The sequence below is a fragment of the Chelatococcus sp. KU-N122 genome (assembly GCF_055391085.1).
In genome coordinates this window covers 5,928,824-5,945,496 of the sequence record NZ_AP043981.1, presented here as the reverse complement: position 1 = coordinate 5,945,496, position 16,673 = coordinate 5,928,824, and the positions used below count along the sequence as shown (strand labels likewise).

Below are 16,673 nucleotides of genomic sequence, written 5' to 3'. Positions count from 1 at the left end.
TGGGGAGCACTTGGTCAACATTGTTGACCTTGTTGACCGAGTGCTCCGCCAGCGTTGCCGTCTTCTTGCGCCCCCTGTCACGGTGCCAGGCAACCATGCGGGCCAGGTTCGCGAGTGCTGCTCGATGGTCTGCGCTTCGGTCATCAGCACGGAGACCAGTTTGGCGGCACTCAAGACGGCCTCTCCGGCGGGATCACCGCCGAACCTGTAGCCATTGCGGGTCGCCAACTGATTCTGGACGCGGCTCAAGGCCGAGGCGATCGAACGGGCGGCAGGGTTGTGAGGAACGTCTAGATGGCTCTGCGGCGGCGAATATGTACGGTGACACCGGCCGGGTGAGACCTCCGGGTCTAAGGAGCCGTCGCATGATCATCGTCGCGTGCAACAGCAACCGCTCTCTCGCCGAGAGCATAGCGGCCGAGTTGAACATTCCCCTTGCGCGCGCCTCTATTCGGAGGTTCGCCGACAATGAGGTGTTCGTCGAGATCCAAGAAAATGTGCGCGGGCAGGACGTGTTCGTCATCCAATCGACGAGCTATCCCGCAAACGACAACCTCATGGAGCTTCTGATCACCCTCGACGCGCTCAAGCGGTCAAGCGCCAGAAGGATCACTGCCGTGATGCCCTATTTCGGATACGGACGACAGGATCGAAAGACGGGTAGCAGGACCCCCATATCGGCCAAGCTGGTCGCGAACTTGATCACCGCCGCGGGTGCCAATCGTGTTCTTACACTGGATCTCCACGCGGACCAGATTCAAGGTTTCTTCGACATTCCGCTCGACAATCTCTATGCCGCTCCCCTCTTCGCGCGGGCGATCAAGGAAAAGTACGCAGATTGTCGTCCGCTCATCGTCTCGCCCGACATTGGAGGCGTCATTCGAGCCCGTGAGCTGGCGAGCAGGCTGCGGTGCGAGCTAGCTATCGTCGATAAGCGCCGAGAAGGACCCGGCGTTTCCGAAGTCATGAACGTGATCGGAGACGTCCGCGGCCAGCACTGCATACTGGTCGACGATATCGCAGACTCGGGGGGGACGTTGTGCAACGCTGCCGCTGCGCTCCGCGAAAACGGAGCCGAGACGGTGCAGGTTTACGTCACGCATGGTGTTCTATCGGGCCGAGCGCTGGAGCGGATCGGTGGGAGCTCGATCGACCTCATGACCACGACGGACAGCATTCAATCGACCGCAGCCTTTCGCGAAAGCCCGAACATGGCTCAGATGTCCGTTGCTCCGCTCATGGCAGAAGCCATTAGGCGGATCAGCGAAGAGCGCTCCGTGTCGTCCCTGTTCGCCTGATGCGTCCTGCGACACGCAGCACGTCAACAATGTTCATCATCAAAGAATAGCGCGCGCCGCTCGGGATGCGCTCGCTAGCTCGTCGCGGCGCAGCTCGGCCTCGTAGTGCGCCAGAGTCGCTTGGCGGGTCGACAGGCGATCATTCCGCCGCTGTGGCTTCTCCTCATGCACCCGAGCGACGACGTCCGCCCTCGCCTCGCCTAGCTGCCGAATCATGCGATCGACGAGGGCTTGGCGGTAGCTGCGCCGTGGCTCTGGCCGTCCGCGCAGTAGAAAGCCCCGGCGGCTTCCCGAGCGCCGGAGACACCAAGCGCAGGCCGCGCTGTCGACAGCAAAGTGGTGAAACAGCCTCCGCCCACTTTTCGCAACTGCAAAATATTCCGCAGATTTTCCGGCGCGTCCGCTTCGCCCGCAGTTGCGTTCGCGGCATACGCGATGGTCGCCTGCCGGTATTGATCGGACTTCGTGATCTGCCAGTCTCGCCACATAACCTTGTACGGGGGGACCTCATTCATGTCTGAGCCGCTGTCGGATCTCATCGTCCTCGAAGTTTCGGGCGATGTCGCCACCCGCTACTGCGGCAAGCTGTTTGCAGAGCACGGCGCACGGGTGGTCAGCGCCTACGCGCCGGACAATGCCCGTGCCGGTTTCGGTGGTGCCGCGTCGGCGGCCTACGGGGCCTGGCTCGACAGCCGCAAGGAGGTCGCGGACGGCGTGCCCGTCGCGATCGAGGCCGACCTCGTCATCGCAGGCCAGACACCCGCGGAGATCGCCAGGGCGCAGGCGATCGTCGCCGGCATGAAGCGGCAGCCGCTGCTGCTGGCGTTGACCTGGTTCGGCGAGACCGGCCCCTATGCCGGATGGCACGGCAGCGACGGCGTGATCCAGGCCATGAGCGGCCTCGCCTATTCCTTTGGGCCGGTCGACGGGCCGCCGACCCTGCCGCAAGGCCATGCGCCGCAGATCGTCGCCGGCGCCACCGCCTATATCGCGACCCTGGCGGCCCTGATCGGCCGCCGCCAGGGCCGCGCGGCTGCGCGGGTCGACGTGTCGATACTGGAAGCCTACATCTGCCTGACGGAAAACAGCGGGCCGGGCTTCGCCCATGACGCGGTGACGGCGATCCGGCGCGGCATCAACCGCTTCAGCCCCACCTATCCGCAGACGATCTACCGCGCCAGCGACGGCTGGATCGGCGTCACGGCGTTGACGCCGCAGCAGTGGCAGGCCCTGTGCGACATGATCGGCCTAGCGGCCGTCGGCCGCGATCCCGCCTATGCCACGACCGACCAGCGCATGGCGGCGGCCGACGAGGTGGACGCCCTGCTGGCGCCGGCGCTGCTGAACTACACGTCTGAGCACCTGCTGCTGGAGGGGCAGCGGCGGCGGGTGCCGATGGGGCCGGTGCCGACCATGGCCGAGCTGCTGCGGACGCCGCACTGGCGTGAGCGCAACAGCTTTGCCACGTTCAACGGCACCGTCCCAGCCTTCGAAGGGCCCGCCGCGCCGTTCCGCCTGCGCTCGCGCGGCGTTCCGGGCGCGCCCACGCCGCGACAGCCGGCGACGGATGGCGCCGGCCCGCTCGCGGGCGTGCGCATCCTCGATCTGTCCATGGGCTGGTCCGGCCCCCTGTGCGGCCGCCACTACGCCGATCTCGGCGCCGACGTGATCAAGGTGGAGGGCTGCGGCCATCCGGATTGGTGGCGCGGCTGGAACGGACCGGAGGGCGGCGAGCCGCCGCCCTACGAGATCCGGCCGAACTTCAATGCCATGAACCGCAACAAGCGCGGCATCACCCTCGACCTGCGCAGCCCCCGCGGATGGGAGATCCTGCGGCAGTTGGCCAGGGAGGCCGATCTGCTGATCGAGAACTACGCTCCCGGCGTGCTGGACCGGCTGGGCCTCTCCGCGGACGAACTGGCGCGCGTCAATCCGGATCTCGTCTACGTCTCGATGGGCGCCTTCGGCAGCTCCGGGCCGTGGTCGGGCTTTCGCGCCTACGGCTCGACCACGGAGCAGGCCTCGGGGTTCTGCTTCGTCAACGGCGCGGCGGACTGGGCCCCCTGCTTGCAGCACATCGCCTACGGCGATCCGATCGCCGGCATCTATGCCGCCATCGGCTCGCTGACGGCGCTCTATGGCCGGCCGGCGACCGGCGGCACCACCGTCGACCTGTCGCAGGTGGAAAGCCTGTTCCAGCTCGCCGCCGACGCCATCGTGGCGCAGTCGGTGACCGGCCAGCCGCCCGCGCGGATCGGCAGCCGCCGCGCCGGCACCTTCTGGCGAGGCTGTCTGCCCTGCGCCGGCGCGGACGCCTGGGTCGCGGTCGACATCGTCGACGGCGAAGAGCTGGGCGCCGTCCTGCGCAGGCTGGGCCTGACCCCGCCCGCCGCACGCGACGCCGACGCCCTCGCGGCGCTGCTCGGGACGTGGGCGGCGCAGCGGTCGCCGACGGCCGCAGCGGAGGCGCTGCAAGCGGCCGGCATTCCCGCCGGAGCCGTCGTTCCCGCGCACACCCTCCTCGATGATCCCCATCTGCTCGCCGCCGGCTACTGGCGGCGGCTGGAGCGCCGCTATGTGGGCGAGCACATCGTCCCCAAGCCGCCCTTCGCCATCGACGGCCTCTCGCCACCGCCGCGCCGGCCGGCGCCGACGCTCGGCGAGCACACGGACGAGGTGCTGCGCGAAACCCTCGGCCTGGGCGAGACGGAGATCCAGTCGCTCGCACGCGCCGGCGCCGTCAGCATGAGGGCGAGCTGACCGGACCGCGGAGTGGATCCAGAAGCGCAGCGGCCGGCTCGGGGGGCATCGGCGACCACAATCACGCCGGCCTTCGATGGGCATGATATGCATCGTCCATCCGTCGGATCGACGCGCCCGCCGTGGCTGGAGCGAACCATGACCAAAGGCTCTGATCTTCTCGTTGCCGCGCTCGAGAACGAGGGCGTCGAGCGGATCTTCGGTATTCCCGGCGAGGAAAACCTCGACGTGGTCGAATCGTTGCGCCGGTCGAAGATCGAACTCGTCCTCACGCGGCACGAGCAGGCGGCAGCCTTCATGGCGGCGACGCAAGGCCGGTTGACGGGACATCCCGGCGTGTGCCTGTCGACTCTGGGCCCCAGCGCGCTCAATTTCACGACCGGCGCGGCCTATGCTCACCTCGGCGCCATGCCGATGCTGATGATCACCGGCCAGAAGGCGATCAAGAGCGCGCGGCAGGCGCGCTTCCAGATCGTGGACATCGTCGGCGCCATGCGGCCGCTGACCAAGATGACCCGGCAGATCGTCTCCGCCGCCTCCATCCCGACGATCGTCCGCGACGCCTTCCGTCTGGCGGTGGACGAGCGCCCGGGTCCCGTTCACCTGGAGCTGCCCGAGGACATCGCCGCCGAGGCGGCGGACGCCGCCCTCGTGCCGCCCCACCCGATCGATCGGCCGGTGCCCGCGCCGGCCGCCGTGGACCGCATCGCCGCAATGATCGCGGCGGCGGCCTGCCCGCTCGTCATGATCGGCGCCGCCGGCAACCGGCCGCGCCTGGTCGGCCCGCTCTCCGATTTCGTGCACCGGATGGGCATCCCGTTCTTCAACACGCAGATGGGCAAGGGCGCCGTCACCGGCAGCTCCGACCTCTACCTCGGCACCGCGGCGCTCAGCGAGCGCGACTACGTGCACGAGGCGATCGATCGCGCCGACCTGATCATCGCCATCGGCCACGACACGGTGGAGAAGCCGCCGTTCCTGATGGGCGGCGTCCTCGGCGGCCGCAAGGTCATCCACATCGGCTACGGGTCCGCCAACGTCGAAGAGGTGTTCTACCCCGACGCCGAGCTCGTCGGCGATATCGGTGCCAGCGTCGCGGCGCTGGCCGATCGCCTGGGCGGCACGCTGACACCCGACCGCGGCATGCTCGCGCTACGCCAGCAGATCCTCGCCCACATCAACGACCGGTCCACGGCCGACGGCTTCCCCGTGACGCCGCAACGGCTCGTGCACGACGTGCGCGCCGTCATGCCGGACGACGGCATCGTCTGTCTCGACAACGGCATGTACAAGATCTGGTTCGCGCGCAATTACCGCACCCACACCGCCAACACGCTGCTGCTCGACAACGCCCTGGCGACGATGGGCGCGGGGCTGCCCTCGGCCATCGCGGCGAAGCTCATCCATCGCGACCGCCGCGTGCTCGCCGTGTGCGGCGACGGCGGCTTCATGATGAACAGCCAGGAGCTCGAGACCGCGGTACGGCTGCGGCTCGACCTCGTCGTGCTGATCATCGACGATTCCGCCTTCGGCATGATCCGCTGGAAGCAGGCGGTGGAGCGCTTCGCCGATTTCGGCATGACCTTCGGCAATCCGGACTTCGTCGCCTATGCCAACGCCTACGGGGCGCACGGGCACCGGATCGGCGCCACGGCGGAGCTCGTACCGACGCTCGAGGCCTGCTTCGCCGCCGGCGGCGTGCATCTGGTGGCCGTGCCGATCGACTACAGCGAGAACACGCGCGTGCTGGTCGACGAGCTCGGCAACCGCGCAGCCGCCGTGGATACCCCGTAGGCTTCGAAAAACGCCGGGATGCGCCCGCTCGGCGCCGAGCGGGCGCGCCGATCGTCGAGCGAAGCATCGGTGGATAGGCGTTGGATCAGGCGACGCGGGCCAGCGATCGGGCCGTATCGGGCATATCCGCATTCACGACGTCGAGATGGTCGCCGCGCGGATCGTCGGGGCGTGGCGGGAGGGCGCCGGACATCAGATCCTCGACCGCCCCGCGGATCACCCGCCCGGCGGCCTCCTGCCGGAGGACGTAGCCCCCGGTCAGCTCCTGCCGGAGCGCGGCCGGCGCATCGGCCGGCAAGGCGGCCACGGCGTGGACGGCCTCCCGCTCCAGACGCTGGTACACCGCACGGGCGATGCCGGCATAGAGCCCATAGTCGCGCTCGATGAGACGCTGCAGCCGCTCCTGCGCCCACCAGGCATCCGGCGCGCCGGGCTCGGGCTGCCGATAGGCGGCCGGAATGCCGGTGTCGAGCCAGACGGGCACGAAGGCCGAGAGGCAGGGCGAGGCGAGCGAGGCCCAATAGAGGATCGGCTGGCCCGGCTCCGCAGAGGGCGGCAGCTCCGCCACCATGGACGCGGCCGTCTCGAAGCCGGCCGCCGAGCGCGCGTGCATGCACAGATGGCTCTCGCCCTCGGCACCGGGCCGCCAGTCGGGATCCGCGTCGGCGGGACTATGGCTGCGCAGGATGTCGAACATGTCCTGAAGCGTGATCGCGCCACGCCCGGCGAGCCTCTCCATGCCGGCCTGCGACAGGCGGAAGCGGCTCTGGCACGCCGGCAGCGACGGCAGGTCCCGATCGGCGTAGGCGGCGGCGAAATCGAAAGGCGCGCCCGAGGCCGGATCATGCCAGCCCTGCTGCGCCGCGAAGGCGATGGCGTGGTCCGAAATGCGGTCGTAGTCGGCGCCGATCGAATAGACATTGGAGATGGACGCCCAGCCCTCGATGCGCTTTGCCACCCAATGCTTGCCGGCCGTCTGCACGATCCAGCCGCCGGCGCCGTCGGCAATGATGAAGCTGTTGTGATAGAGCATGGTCCGGCCCGCCGAGGCGTTGCCGGACTGTCCATAGGTCTCGAGAAGCTGGGTCAGGACGGCGAGGCCCTCGTCGGCATTGGCCGCCCGCTCCAGCGTCAGCCGCAGCAGGTCCATGCCGAGAAGGCCGGGCTCGGCGCTCGCGGCGAGGCGCGACCAGACGGCCTCGTTGCCGATGGCCAATCCTTTCTCGTTGATCCCATGCTCGAAGCCCCACATCCACCAGGGACGCGAGCCGATGACGGCATAGGTATGGGGGACCTGCGGGATCGATACATATGTGCAGGCGACCGACGATTCGGGCGCGTGATCGGCGGCGGGAGCCTCTGTGAGATACTGGGCCTCGTTCGGCTCGCGGTCGGAATTCTTGGCGAGCATCACCCGCCCGGAGGCTGTGACGCAGCCGAGCGCAATCATCGTGTCGCACATGGTCGTCCAGGCTCCTCGGTCAGGATGGCGCGCGCCTTTGGAGGCTGCGCTCGATGGTGGGGATCGCGGCGATCAAACGGCGCGTATAGGCCTCGGCCGGACGGGCGATGATCTCTTCCGCGGGGCCGCTCTCCACGAAGCGGCCGGCCTTCATCACGCTGATGCGGTCGGCGAGCCGGCGCAGCACCGAAAAGTCATGCGAGACGACCACATAGCTGAGGCCCTGCTCGCGGCGGAGGCCTTCGAGCACGGCAAGCACCTGCGCCCGGATCGACACGTCGAGCGCCGAGACGGGCTCGTCGAGAAGGAGCAGGACCGGCTTCAGGACGAGCGCCCGTGCCACCGCCGCGCGCTGACGCTGGCCGCCGGAGAGCTGTTGCGGTCGCCGGTCGAGGAACTCCATCGGCAGGCGGACGCCCTCCATGGCGAGGCGGATGCGCTCGTCCCACTCGCCCCGATCGATGCCGTGGATATCGAGCGGCTCGGCGAGGATGTCGCGCAGCCGCCGGCCCGCGGGCAGAGACGTATAGGGATTCTGGAAGACGATCTGCGCCCGCCGGCGGAAGGCCTTCATTACGGACGAACGCGCGCCCGTCACCGGCTCGCCGAGGAAGCGGACGCTGCCCTCCGTCGCCGGATAGAGGGCGGCGATGGCGCGCAGAAGGACGCTCTTGCCCGCCCCGCTCTCACCGACGATGCCGATCGCCTCGTTCGCCCCGAGCGTGAAGGAGACATCGGCCACGGCCGGACGTGCCTCCGCTCCGGGAAAGGCGACCGTCAGCCCGTCGACGGAGAGGAGCGGCGGCACGGCGGGTCGGACCGGCTCCGCCGCGCGCGCCACTGGTCGGGCCGGCACGGCGGCGAAATTCGGCACCGCGCTGATCAGCTCGACCGTATAGGGCGCCTGCGGCCGGGTGAGCACCGCCTCCATGCTGTCCTGTTCGATGATGCGGCCGCCGTACATCACCATGATTCGGTCGGAGATCTCGCTGATCACGCCCATGTCATGGCTGATGAAGAGAATCGTGGTGCCGAAATCGCGCTGCACCTTCCGCAGCGCCGCCACGATCTGCTCCTGGACGGTCACATCGAGGCTGGTCGTCGGCTCGTCGGCGAGGATGAGGTCGGGCCCCGCCACCATGGCGAGGCCGATCATCACACGCTGGATGAGGCCGCCCGACAGCGCGAAGGGTCGGGCGGCGAGGATCGCATCGGCATCGACGAGGCCCACAGCCTGAAGCGCGTCGCGGGCGCGCGCGAGCGCGGCCCTGCGGGAGACGCGCTCATGCGCCTTCAAGGCCTCGACGAACTGGTCCGCGACCGTCGCGACGGGCGAGAGCGAAGAGGCGGGGTTCTGGAAGATCATGGCGATGCGCCGTCCGCGCACCGCCCGCATCCGCTTCTCGGACAGCCCGGCCAGTTCCTCGCCCTTGAAGCGGATCGAGCCGGCCGTGATCCGGCCGGGCTCATCCACGATCCCGAGGATGGAACGGACCAGGACGCTCTTGCCCGAGCCGCTCTCGCCGACGATCCCGAGGCTCGTGCCGGCCTCCAAATCGAAGCTGGCGCCGTCGACGGCCCGCACGACGCCGCCGTTCCGGAGCGGGAACTCCGTCACGAGGCCCCGCACCGCGAGCAGCGGCTCCTTCATGCCCGTTCCGTCGGCGTCCTTGCCATTCATCGCCGCGCCGTCTCCCCCGCTCTCTGGCGCAGCGCCATGGCGATCATGTTCAGGCCGGCGATGATGACGAGGATCGCGAGACCCGGCATGGCGGTGATCCACCACGCGGTGGCGATATAGTTCTTGCCGTCGGCCATGATCGAGCCGAGCGAGGGCGTGCCCGGCGGCACGCCGATGGCGATGAAGGTGAGCGTCGCCTCGTAGATGATCATCGCAGCGAGATCGAGGATGGAGAGGACCAGCGTCGGCACGATGATGGCGCGGGCGAGATAGCGGATCAGGATACGGCCGTGGCTCGCCCCCAGCGCAATCGCCGCCTGCACGTGATCGGCGTTCCGCTCGATCTGGGTCGTGGAGCGGATGACCCGCGCATAGGTCGGCCATGCGGCAAGGGACAGGACGATCGTCAGCGACAGATAGCCGGGCGTCGCCACCGCGAGGATGGCGACGGCGAGCACGATGAAGGGCAGCGCCATCTGCACGTCCGTGAGCCGCATCAGGACCGTGTCGACCCAGCCGCCGAAATAGCCGGCGACGAGGCCGACCACGAGGCCGAGCACCAGCGCCAGTCCCACCGCCGAAAGGCTGATCGCGAAGGAGATGCGAAGCGCGGCGGCAACGCGCAGCAGGACATCACGGCCGAGCTGATCGGTTCCCATCAGGTGCCAGCCGGTCAGCGGCGGACGCAGCGCTTCGGGAAAGCTGATCCGCGTTCCGCCACCGGGAACCAGCTCCGGCCCGAACGCCGCGAGCAGGATCGCCGCGATGACGATGACAAGGCCGGCGACGAGCATCGGCGAGGCAAAGAGCTCGGCGAGCAGACTGTCGCGCCGGGTCGGCACCGCCGTATCGAGGGGCGGTAGGCTCACGGGCAAGGCGCCCTCTTGAGGCCTATTCACAGCGCCTCCTCCCGCCCGCTCGCCGCCAGGCCCGCCCTGCGCGTCGTCGCGAGACGTCCATCGATGAGGCCGTAGGACAGGTCGATGAGGAGATTGATGACGAGGAAGACGAGTGACGTGACGAGGACGATCAGCTGCAGGAGCGGATAGTCGCGCCGGAGCACCGCGTTCAGCGTCAGAAGGCCAAGCCCGGGAAAATTGAAGATATACTCGATGACCACCGCCCCGCCGAGCAGATAGCCGAGCTGCACGCCGATGACGGTCATCAGTGGCACGGCCGAGAGGCGCAGGCCGTGGACGAGCACGGTGCGCAGTGGCGAGAGGCCTCTCGCGCGCATCGCCGTCGCCATGTCCGAACGGAGGATCTCCACGAGCGAGTTGCGCAGCACCTGCGTCAGGATTGCGATGAGCGAGACCGACAGCGTGAAGGCCGGAAGCACCAGCGAGATCGGCCCGACAAAGCCGACCGTCGGGAAGAGGCCTGTCCCGACCGCCACCAGCGACAGCATCAGCAGCGCGAGCCAGAAATTCGGGGCGGACTGGAAGATGAGGCAAACGCCGAGGACCGCGCGGTCGATCGGCTGATCGGCCCGCATCGCCGAGACGATCCCGGCCGGAAGGGCGACGGCGATGGCGATGGCGATCGCCGATGCCGCGAGCGCGGCGGTATAGGGCACGGCGCCGAGAACGAGATCGATAGCCCTGCCCTGGAAGAAATAGGACTGGCCGAAATCCCCCCGGACGATGTCGTGAAGGAAGGCGGCGTACTGGTGCCACAAAGGCAAGTCGAGACCGAGCTTAGCCCGGATATCGGCCTTGGCCGCCGCCGTGGCCGTGGGCGCGATGACGCTGACCGGATCGCCCGGCACGAGGCGCAGGACGAAGAAGATCAGCGTGACGACGCCGGCAAGGACCAGAACAGCCTGACCCGTGCGCTTCAGGACATAAGCCATGGCCCGACGCTTCAGGCCAGGCTCGCCTCGTTGATATGGGCGTAGGCGGTGGACGGCACCTTGAAATTCTTGAGCGCCTTCACCTGGCCGGTGACGAGCTGGCTCGCGAACATCGGGAACTCGTAGAGCTCGGTCTCCAGCGTCGGCAGGACGGCGTCGTGGAAGTATTTCGCCCGCTCAGCCGGGTCGAGCATGGCGCTCTCCTTCTCGAGAACCTCGACGTTCTTCTCGCTCTTGACCTGGGTGACGAGCGCCGTGCGGAAGAGCGAGGCAAGCATGACCTCGGGGTCACGCGAGGCGATGAACCAGCCGTGATCGAAGAGATCGCCCGCCTTCGGGTCGAAGAGGAGTTGGTTGTACTTGGCGACCTCCAGCGTCTGCAGATTGACCTTGATGCCGATATCGCTGAGGTTCTGGACGATGAACTGGCCGTATTCGCGCGTCTTCGGATAGAAGCCGACGGAGACGTAGTAGGTCAGCTCCCGCAGGCCCCGGCCGCCCGGGAAGCCAGCCTCGGCGAGCAACGCCTTCGCCTTTTCCGGATCATACTTGGGAAAGGTTGCGCTCGGCCCCGAAAAGCTCTGCGCGGCGGTCAAGAAGGACGTGTTGGCCTGGCCGCTGTCGAGCAGGATGTATCGGACGATCGACGGCACGTCGATCGCATGGGCGATCGCCTGACGGAGCTTCTGATTGTCCATCGGCGCATTGGCGACGCGGAAGGTCAGCCACTTCGATTCGACCGTGTTCACGCGCTGGACGGAAAGGCTCGCAGCCGCCTCGATCGTCGCGACCTGATCGGGCTCGACCCGGTCGATGATCTGTGCCTGGCCGGACTGGAGCGCGGCGAGGCGCGTCTGGCTGTCGCCGACGAAGCGGAAGACATAGTCCTTGATCTTGGCCTTCTCGCCCCAATAGCCGTCATAGGCCGTCAATTTGACGCCGGCTTCCTCATTCTCGTAGGAGACCCATTGATAGGGGCCGGTGCCGACGAATTTCTCGTCGAGCTTGCCGGCTTCGATGATGTGAGCCGGTGAAATGACCGGGCCGCCGCAGGCGAGAAGCGCCAGCATCGCCGCATAGGGCTTCCCGGTGTCGATCCGCACCGTCAGGTCGTCGACGACCGTGCAGGTGAACGGGTTCGGGAAGAAGAACGAACCGGCCCGAGGCGGTGTCGAGCCGTATTCGATGGTCGCCTTGACGTCCTTGGCGGTGAATTTGGTGCCGTCGTGGAAGGCCACACCGTCGCGAAGCTTGAACTCCCAGACCGTCGGCTGGGGATTACTCCAGGAGAGCGCCAGGCCGGGGATGAAATTGCCGGCCTCGTCCGTATGGACCAGAAGATCATAGGCGGCGGCCTGCAGGCGGAGCTGCGACAGGAGCGTGTGATTATAAGGGTTCCATTTGCCGAGAAGGTTCTCGGCCGACAGGAAGGTCACGCTTCCCAGCGGCGCGGCTCCTTCCGCAAGGGCCGGACGCAGCGAGAGGAACGACATGCCGGTCGCGGCGGCCCCGAGCCCCATCGCGCCACGGAGCACACCGCGACGGGTCAACGAAGATCCTGCCATGTCCGCCGCGGATGGTGGATTGCGATCGGCCGCGTCAGTCATCATCGTTCCCCAATCGTTGCCGGTCGTCCGGATGGCGCGGACGGTAGGGTCGAACGATCGATGGCGGCAACCGCGACGCAGGCAATTTGCAGAAACCGCAAAGGATATCGGAACGTAGGACAAAAGGAGGTGACACCCTGGTGCAAGGCGATCAGCGCCCGCCGCAGACAGTTTTCGGGCCGCGTTGAACGCGCGCTCGTCGGCCGCCCCGGCTGAACCCGTCGCGATCGAGGCGAGGCTCGGGGCGCGTGCGCAGTGCTCCGGTCGGGTCCGACCGGATTGGGCATCCCCTCCCGGGGATCATGCTCTATAGATCGTGTGGACCGAAGCGAGACGGGGTTGATCGAATGACTGACAGCGTGAAGTACGAGCAGGACGGCGGCGTCGTCACCCTGACCTTGAACGAACCGGAAACCCGCAATGCGCTCTCGCCGGCGATCGTCGATGCGATCGAGGCCCATTGCGCCCGCATCAACAAGGACATGTCGGTCAGCTGCGTGATCGTCACGGGCGCCGGCGACAGCTTCTCGTCCGGCGGCAACGTCAAGGAGATGCGCGACCGCAGCGGCAGCATGTTCGGCGGCATTCCGGCCGACGTCCGCCGCGGCTACCAGCACGGCATCCAGCGCATCCCGCTCGCCATGTACAATCTGGAGGTGCCGGCGATCGCCGCCGTCAACGGCTTTGCCATCGGCGCCGGCTGCGACCTCACCTTGATGTGCGACATCCGCATCGCCGCCGAGGACGCCCAGTTCGCCGAGAGTTTCATGCGCGTGGGCCTGGTCTCCGGCGACGGCGGCGCCTGGTTCCTGCCGCGCGTCGTCGGGCTGTCCCGCGCCTACGAGATGACGTTCACGGGCAACTTCATCAAGGCCGAGCAGGCGCTCGCCTGGGGGCTCGCCTCCTACGTGGTGCCCAAGGAGAGCCTGCTGGACGAGGCGAGGAAGATGGCCCGCCAGATCGCCGCGCAGCCGCCCCACTCGATCCGCCTGTGCAAGAAGCTGGTGCGCGATTCGGCCGCGATCAGCCTGCCGACCCACCTCGAGATCGCATCGGGCATGCAGGCTCTGGCCCAGCACACGGCCGACCAGCACGAAGCCGTGTCGGCGTTCCTCGACAAGCGCAAGCCGGTCTTCAAGGGCGCCTGATCGCTGTCGTGCCGAAGGGGGTGGCCGGGTCCAACGCGGCCACCTATCTGCGCAAGATCGCTATATACCGATCTATATGACGTTGGAGCCCGCCCGGACCGCCCATGGTCATCCCCGGCTGCTCCAAGCTCTTGAATCTGGAGCGCTTCGCGGTCGGGTGAGGCCCGACGGCCGAGTGCTCCCGGGACGAGGAAAGGAAGGCGTTCATGTATCCTGACGTTCAGCTCTACATCGACGGCACCTGGCGCGACGCCGAGGGCGGCCGCCGCATCCCGGTGCTCAATCCCGCCACCGAAGAGGAGATCGGCACCGTCGCGCACGCCTCGCGCGGCGACCTCGACCAGGCGCTCGCCGCCACGGTGCGGGGCTTCGCCACCTGGAGCCGGACGTCGGCCTACGAGCGCGCCAAGATCATGCGCAAGGCGGCCGAGCTGTTGCGCGAGCGCGCGGCCACGATCGCGCCGCTGCTCACCCAGGAACAGGGCAAGCCCCTCGCCGAGGCGCTGGGCGAGACGAACGCCGCCGCCGACGTCATCGACTGGTTCGCCGAGGAGGCGCGCCGCGCCTACGGTCGCGTCATCCCGGCGCGGTCGGCCGGCGTCTACCAGCTCGTGGTCAAGGAGCCGGTCGGCCCGGTGGCCGCCTTCACCCCGTGGAACTTCCCCATCAACCAGGTGGTGCGCAAGCTCTCCGCAGCCCTGGCGGCCGGCTGCTCGATCATCGTCAAGGCGCCGGAGGAGACCCCCGCGGCACCGGCCGAGCTGATCCGCGCCTTCGTCGATGCGGGCGTGCCCGCCGGCGTCGTCGCCCTGGTCTACGGCAGCCCGGCCGAGATCAGCGAGTACCTGATCCCCCACCCGGCCATCCGCAAGGTCACCTTCACGGGCTCCACCGCCGTGGGCAAGCAGTTGGCGGCGCTCGCCGGGGCGCACATGAAGCGCGTCACCATGGAGCTCGGCGGCCACGCGCCGGCCATCGTCTTCGACGACGCCGACGTCGATCTCGCCGCCGCCCAGCTCGCCGGGTCGAAGTTCCGCAACGCCGGCCAGGTCTGCGTGTCGCCGACCCGCTTCCTGGTGCAGGAGAAGGTGTTCGACCAGTTCGTCGACCGCTTCGTCGCCGCCGCCCGCAAGGTCAAGGTGGGCAACGGCCTGGAGGCCGACACCACCATGGGGCCGCTCGCCAACGGGCGCCGCATTCCCGCCATGGAAGGCCTGCTGGCCGACGGCCGCAAGCACGGCGCCGAGGTTCGCACCGGCGGCAGCCGCATCGGCAACAAGGGCTATTTCTTCGAGCCGACCGTGGTCACCGGCGTCGACCGCTCCATGCGCATGATGAACGAGGAGCCCTTCGGCCCGCTCGCCATGGTGCTGCCGTTCAGCGACTTCGACGAGGTGGTGACGGAGGCGAACCGCCTGCCCTACGGCCTAGCGTCCTATGCCTACACCCGCTCGGCCAAGACGGCGAACGCCATCGCCGCGTCCGTCGAGACCGGCATGATGACGATCAACCACCTCGGCCTGGCGCTGCCCGAGGTGCCGTTCGGCGGCGTCAAGGACTCCGGCTACGGCTCGGAAGGCGGCTCGGAGGCAATCGAGGCCTACCTGAACCCCAAGTTCGTGTCGCAGGCGGGGCTGTAAGCACCACCACCACAGGGATGCCGCGCTCGGCCGCCACGCCGAGCCGGTAGCGGCTCCGCGCGGAGCAGGCGAAGGCACGGTAGGAGCGCCGGACCTTCCGCCGGCGCGCGGACGACTCTGTGCCAGACCGTTTACGGAATCTTCATATCGTCGCCGCTCTTCGCCGCTCGAACCTTTAGGGCTTCGTCGATACCTCGAAGCGGCAGGTGCACGCGCCATCGCGCCGCCCCTGCCGCTGCTGTGCGAGGATCCGTTGACGAAGGCCAATGGCGAACGCTCGTTTGACGTCATCAAGCGGGCCGCATTCAAGCTGACGTTCTTCCTGGTGGCGGCGAGCCTGCAGGTTCCGCTGGGGCTCGGCTTCACCGCTCCCCTCGCCATCATGGCATTCGGGACGTCGGTGTTGTCCACGTTCATCGGCACCTGGCTGGGTGAACGCATCGACGCGCCGCACTACACCTCCTTCGACGAGAGCGTCTGGTTTTTCATTCTCGGCTATGCCGTGCACCGCTTCCTCTGAACATGACGCTTTCGGGATCCATCGCCGCGCTCGCCACCCCGTTCGCCGATGACGGCATCGACGAACGGGCCTTCGCCGATCTGGTGGACTGGCAGATCAGGCAGGGAACCACCGGCGTGGCCGTCGCCACGGCGGCCGGTGAATATCCGACGCTGCGGGCGGGTGAATACGCCCGTCTCGTCGCCGTCGCGGCCGAGTGCGCCGCAGGGCGCGTGCCGGTCCTGGCCGGCATCGCGTCTCCCGCCACGGACAAGGCGATCGCCCAGGCACGGCTGGCGCGCTCCGCCGGCGCCGCTGCGCTCGTGGTGACGACGCCGCCCTACAACCGGCCGTCGCAGCGCGGCCTGCTCCAACACATCGCGGCGGTCGCCGCCGCCGTCGATCTCCCCGTGATCGTTCACAACGACCCGGAGCGCACGCGGGTCGATCTGGCGCCGGAGACGGCGGAGCAACTGCACGGGATCGGCGGCGTCACGGGCTACATCGAAGGCGCGCCGGGGCTGCCGCGGGCGCTGGCGGCCCTCCACCTGCTCGGCGACGGGCTGCGCATCTTCACGACCGATGAAGCCGCCGGGCTCCCCTTCCTGCTGGCGGGCGGGTCCGGGCTGTTCTCGACGGTGGCCAACGTCACGCCGCATCTCTGCGCCGGCCTGTTCTCGGCGTGCCTGCTCGGCGATTGCGCGACGGCGGTCGACATTCAGCGCCGCCTCTCGGTTCTCAGCCAGGCCATCGACGGGGATGCCGATCCCGCCGCGCTGAAGTACGCGCTGTTCCTGATCCGGGAGCGCTTCAGCCCCAAGCCGCGCCTGCCGCTGGTCGAGGCATCGTGCGCCACCGAGCGAAGGATCGCGGCCGCCCTCGAGCGCCTTCGCGAGGACGTGGAGTACAGCTGACAGCGTCGCACGACTGGA

The 16,673-nt window shown here is 68.3% G+C and carries 13 protein-coding genes; 7 read left to right on the top strand and 6 right to left on the bottom strand.

The features are described 5' to 3' along the window. Nucleotides 1-365: 365 nt before the first annotated feature. Nucleotides 366-1,298, top strand: coding sequence for a ribose-phosphate pyrophosphokinase (locus ACZ5PO_RS26765; protein WP_464185124.1), 933 nt, complete (start codon nt 366-368; stop codon nt 1,296-1,298). Between the two features lie 212 nt (nt 1,299-1,510). On the opposite strand, the gene ACZ5PO_RS26760 is transcribed toward ACZ5PO_RS26765, so the two are convergent. Continuing rightward, nucleotides 1,511-1,813 carry a hypothetical protein gene (locus ACZ5PO_RS26760; RefSeq protein WP_464185123.1) on the bottom strand — a complete coding sequence of 101 codons (303 nt, stop codon included), beginning with the start codon at nt 1,811-1,813 and terminating at the stop codon, nt 1,511-1,513. On the opposite strand from ACZ5PO_RS26760, the gene ACZ5PO_RS26755 reads away from it, so the two are divergent. Both ACZ5PO_RS26755 and ACZ5PO_RS26750 read left to right on the top strand, forming a co-directional pair. After that, nucleotides 1,812-4,058: a CaiB/BaiF CoA-transferase family protein gene (locus tag ACZ5PO_RS26755; protein WP_464185121.1), complete on the top strand. Its 2,247-nt coding sequence runs from the start codon at nt 1,812-1,814 to the stop codon at nt 4,056-4,058. The two genes, ACZ5PO_RS26760 and ACZ5PO_RS26755, sit on opposite strands and share 2 nt — an antisense overlap. Nucleotides 4,059-4,196: 138 nt before the next feature. Beyond that, a complete protein-coding gene (locus ACZ5PO_RS26750; RefSeq protein WP_464185120.1) occupies nt 4,197-5,852 on the top strand; it encodes an acetolactate synthase large subunit in 1,656 nt (551 codons plus the stop codon). Nucleotides 5,853-5,937: 85 nt separating this feature from the next. Here the strand turns inward: ACZ5PO_RS26750 and ACZ5PO_RS26745 are convergent, their stop codons facing one another. Genes ACZ5PO_RS26745 through ACZ5PO_RS26725 form a run of 5 tightly spaced genes read right to left on the bottom strand, consistent with a single transcriptional unit; the run spans nt 5,938 to nt 12,397 of the window. Then, nucleotides 5,938-7,314 carry a C69 family dipeptidase gene (locus tag ACZ5PO_RS26745; protein WP_464185118.1) on the bottom strand — a complete coding sequence of 459 codons (1,377 nt, stop codon included), beginning with the start codon at nt 7,312-7,314 and terminating at the stop codon, nt 5,938-5,940. Between the two features lie 19 nt (nt 7,315-7,333). Further along, nucleotides 7,334-8,995: a dipeptide ABC transporter ATP-binding protein gene (locus tag ACZ5PO_RS26740; protein WP_464185117.1), complete on the bottom strand. Its 1,662-nt coding sequence runs from the start codon at nt 8,993-8,995 to the stop codon at nt 7,334-7,336. Further along, nucleotides 8,992-9,864, bottom strand: coding sequence for an ABC transporter permease (locus ACZ5PO_RS26735; RefSeq protein WP_464185115.1), 873 nt, complete (start codon nt 9,862-9,864; stop codon nt 8,992-8,994). The genes ACZ5PO_RS26740 and ACZ5PO_RS26735 overlap by 4 nt, the downstream gene beginning before the upstream one ends. A 26-nt stretch (nt 9,865-9,890) precedes the next feature. Next, nucleotides 9,891-10,847, bottom strand: coding sequence for an ABC transporter permease (locus tag ACZ5PO_RS26730; RefSeq protein ID WP_464185113.1), 957 nt, complete (start codon nt 10,845-10,847; stop codon nt 9,891-9,893). 11 nt (nt 10,848-10,858) lie between these two features. Further along, nucleotides 10,859-12,397, bottom strand: coding sequence for an ABC transporter substrate-binding protein (locus tag ACZ5PO_RS26725; protein ID WP_464185112.1), 1,539 nt, complete (start codon nt 12,395-12,397; stop codon nt 10,859-10,861). 404 nt (nt 12,398-12,801) lie between these two features. Between ACZ5PO_RS26725 and ACZ5PO_RS26720 the strand changes: the two genes are divergently transcribed. From ACZ5PO_RS26720 to ACZ5PO_RS26705, 4 genes are all read left to right on the top strand, one after another. After that, nucleotides 12,802-13,602 carry a crotonase/enoyl-CoA hydratase family protein gene (locus tag ACZ5PO_RS26720; RefSeq protein ID WP_464185111.1) on the top strand — a complete coding sequence of 267 codons (801 nt, stop codon included), beginning with the start codon at nt 12,802-12,804 and terminating at the stop codon, nt 13,600-13,602. Nucleotides 13,603-13,808: 206 nt separating this feature from the next. Beyond that, entirely contained in the window at nt 13,809-15,242 is a 1,434-nt protein-coding gene (locus tag ACZ5PO_RS26715) for an NAD-dependent succinate-semialdehyde dehydrogenase (RefSeq protein ID WP_464185110.1), read from the top strand. 253 nt (nt 15,243-15,495) lie between these two features. Then, nucleotides 15,496-15,762, top strand: a complete 267-nt coding sequence (locus ACZ5PO_RS26710; protein ID WP_464185108.1) for a hypothetical protein — start codon at nt 15,496-15,498, stop codon at nt 15,760-15,762. 2 nt (nt 15,763-15,764) lie between these two features. Beyond that, nucleotides 15,765-16,655, top strand: a complete 891-nt coding sequence (locus ACZ5PO_RS26705) for a dihydrodipicolinate synthase family protein (RefSeq protein WP_464185107.1) — start codon at nt 15,765-15,767, stop codon at nt 16,653-16,655. The last annotated feature ends 18 nt before the right edge of the window (nt 16,656-16,673 follow it).

Bases quoted from the DNA above. Each gene is read 5' to 3' on its own strand.
- ACZ5PO_RS26705 (WP_464185107.1), top strand. From the start codon at position 15,765: ATGACGCTTTCGGGATCCATCGCCGCGCTCGCCACCCCGTTCGCCGAT.
- ACZ5PO_RS26730 (WP_464185113.1), bottom strand. From the start codon at position 10,847: ATGGCTTATGTCCTGAAGCGCACGGGTCAGGCTGTTCTGGTCCTTGCC.
- ACZ5PO_RS26750 (WP_464185120.1), top strand. From the start codon at position 4,197: ATGACCAAAGGCTCTGATCTTCTCGTTGCCGCGCTCGAGAACGAGGGC.
- ACZ5PO_RS26765 (WP_464185124.1), top strand. From the start codon at position 366: ATGATCATCGTCGCGTGCAACAGCAACCGCTCTCTCGCCGAGAGCATA.
- ACZ5PO_RS26760 (WP_464185123.1), bottom strand. From the start codon at position 1,813: ATGAATGAGGTCCCCCCGTACAAGGTTATGTGGCGAGACTGGCAGATC.
- ACZ5PO_RS26755 (WP_464185121.1), top strand. From the start codon at position 1,812: ATGTCTGAGCCGCTGTCGGATCTCATCGTCCTCGAAGTTTCGGGCGAT.
- ACZ5PO_RS26740 (WP_464185117.1), bottom strand. From the start codon at position 8,995: ATGAATGGCAAGGACGCCGACGGAACGGGCATGAAGGAGCCGCTGCTC.
- ACZ5PO_RS26715 (WP_464185110.1), top strand. From the start codon at position 13,809: ATGTATCCTGACGTTCAGCTCTACATCGACGGCACCTGGCGCGACGCC.
- ACZ5PO_RS26745 (WP_464185118.1), bottom strand. From the start codon at position 7,314: ATGTGCGACACGATGATTGCGCTCGGCTGCGTCACAGCCTCCGGGCGG.
- ACZ5PO_RS26720 (WP_464185111.1), top strand. From the start codon at position 12,802: ATGACTGACAGCGTGAAGTACGAGCAGGACGGCGGCGTCGTCACCCTG.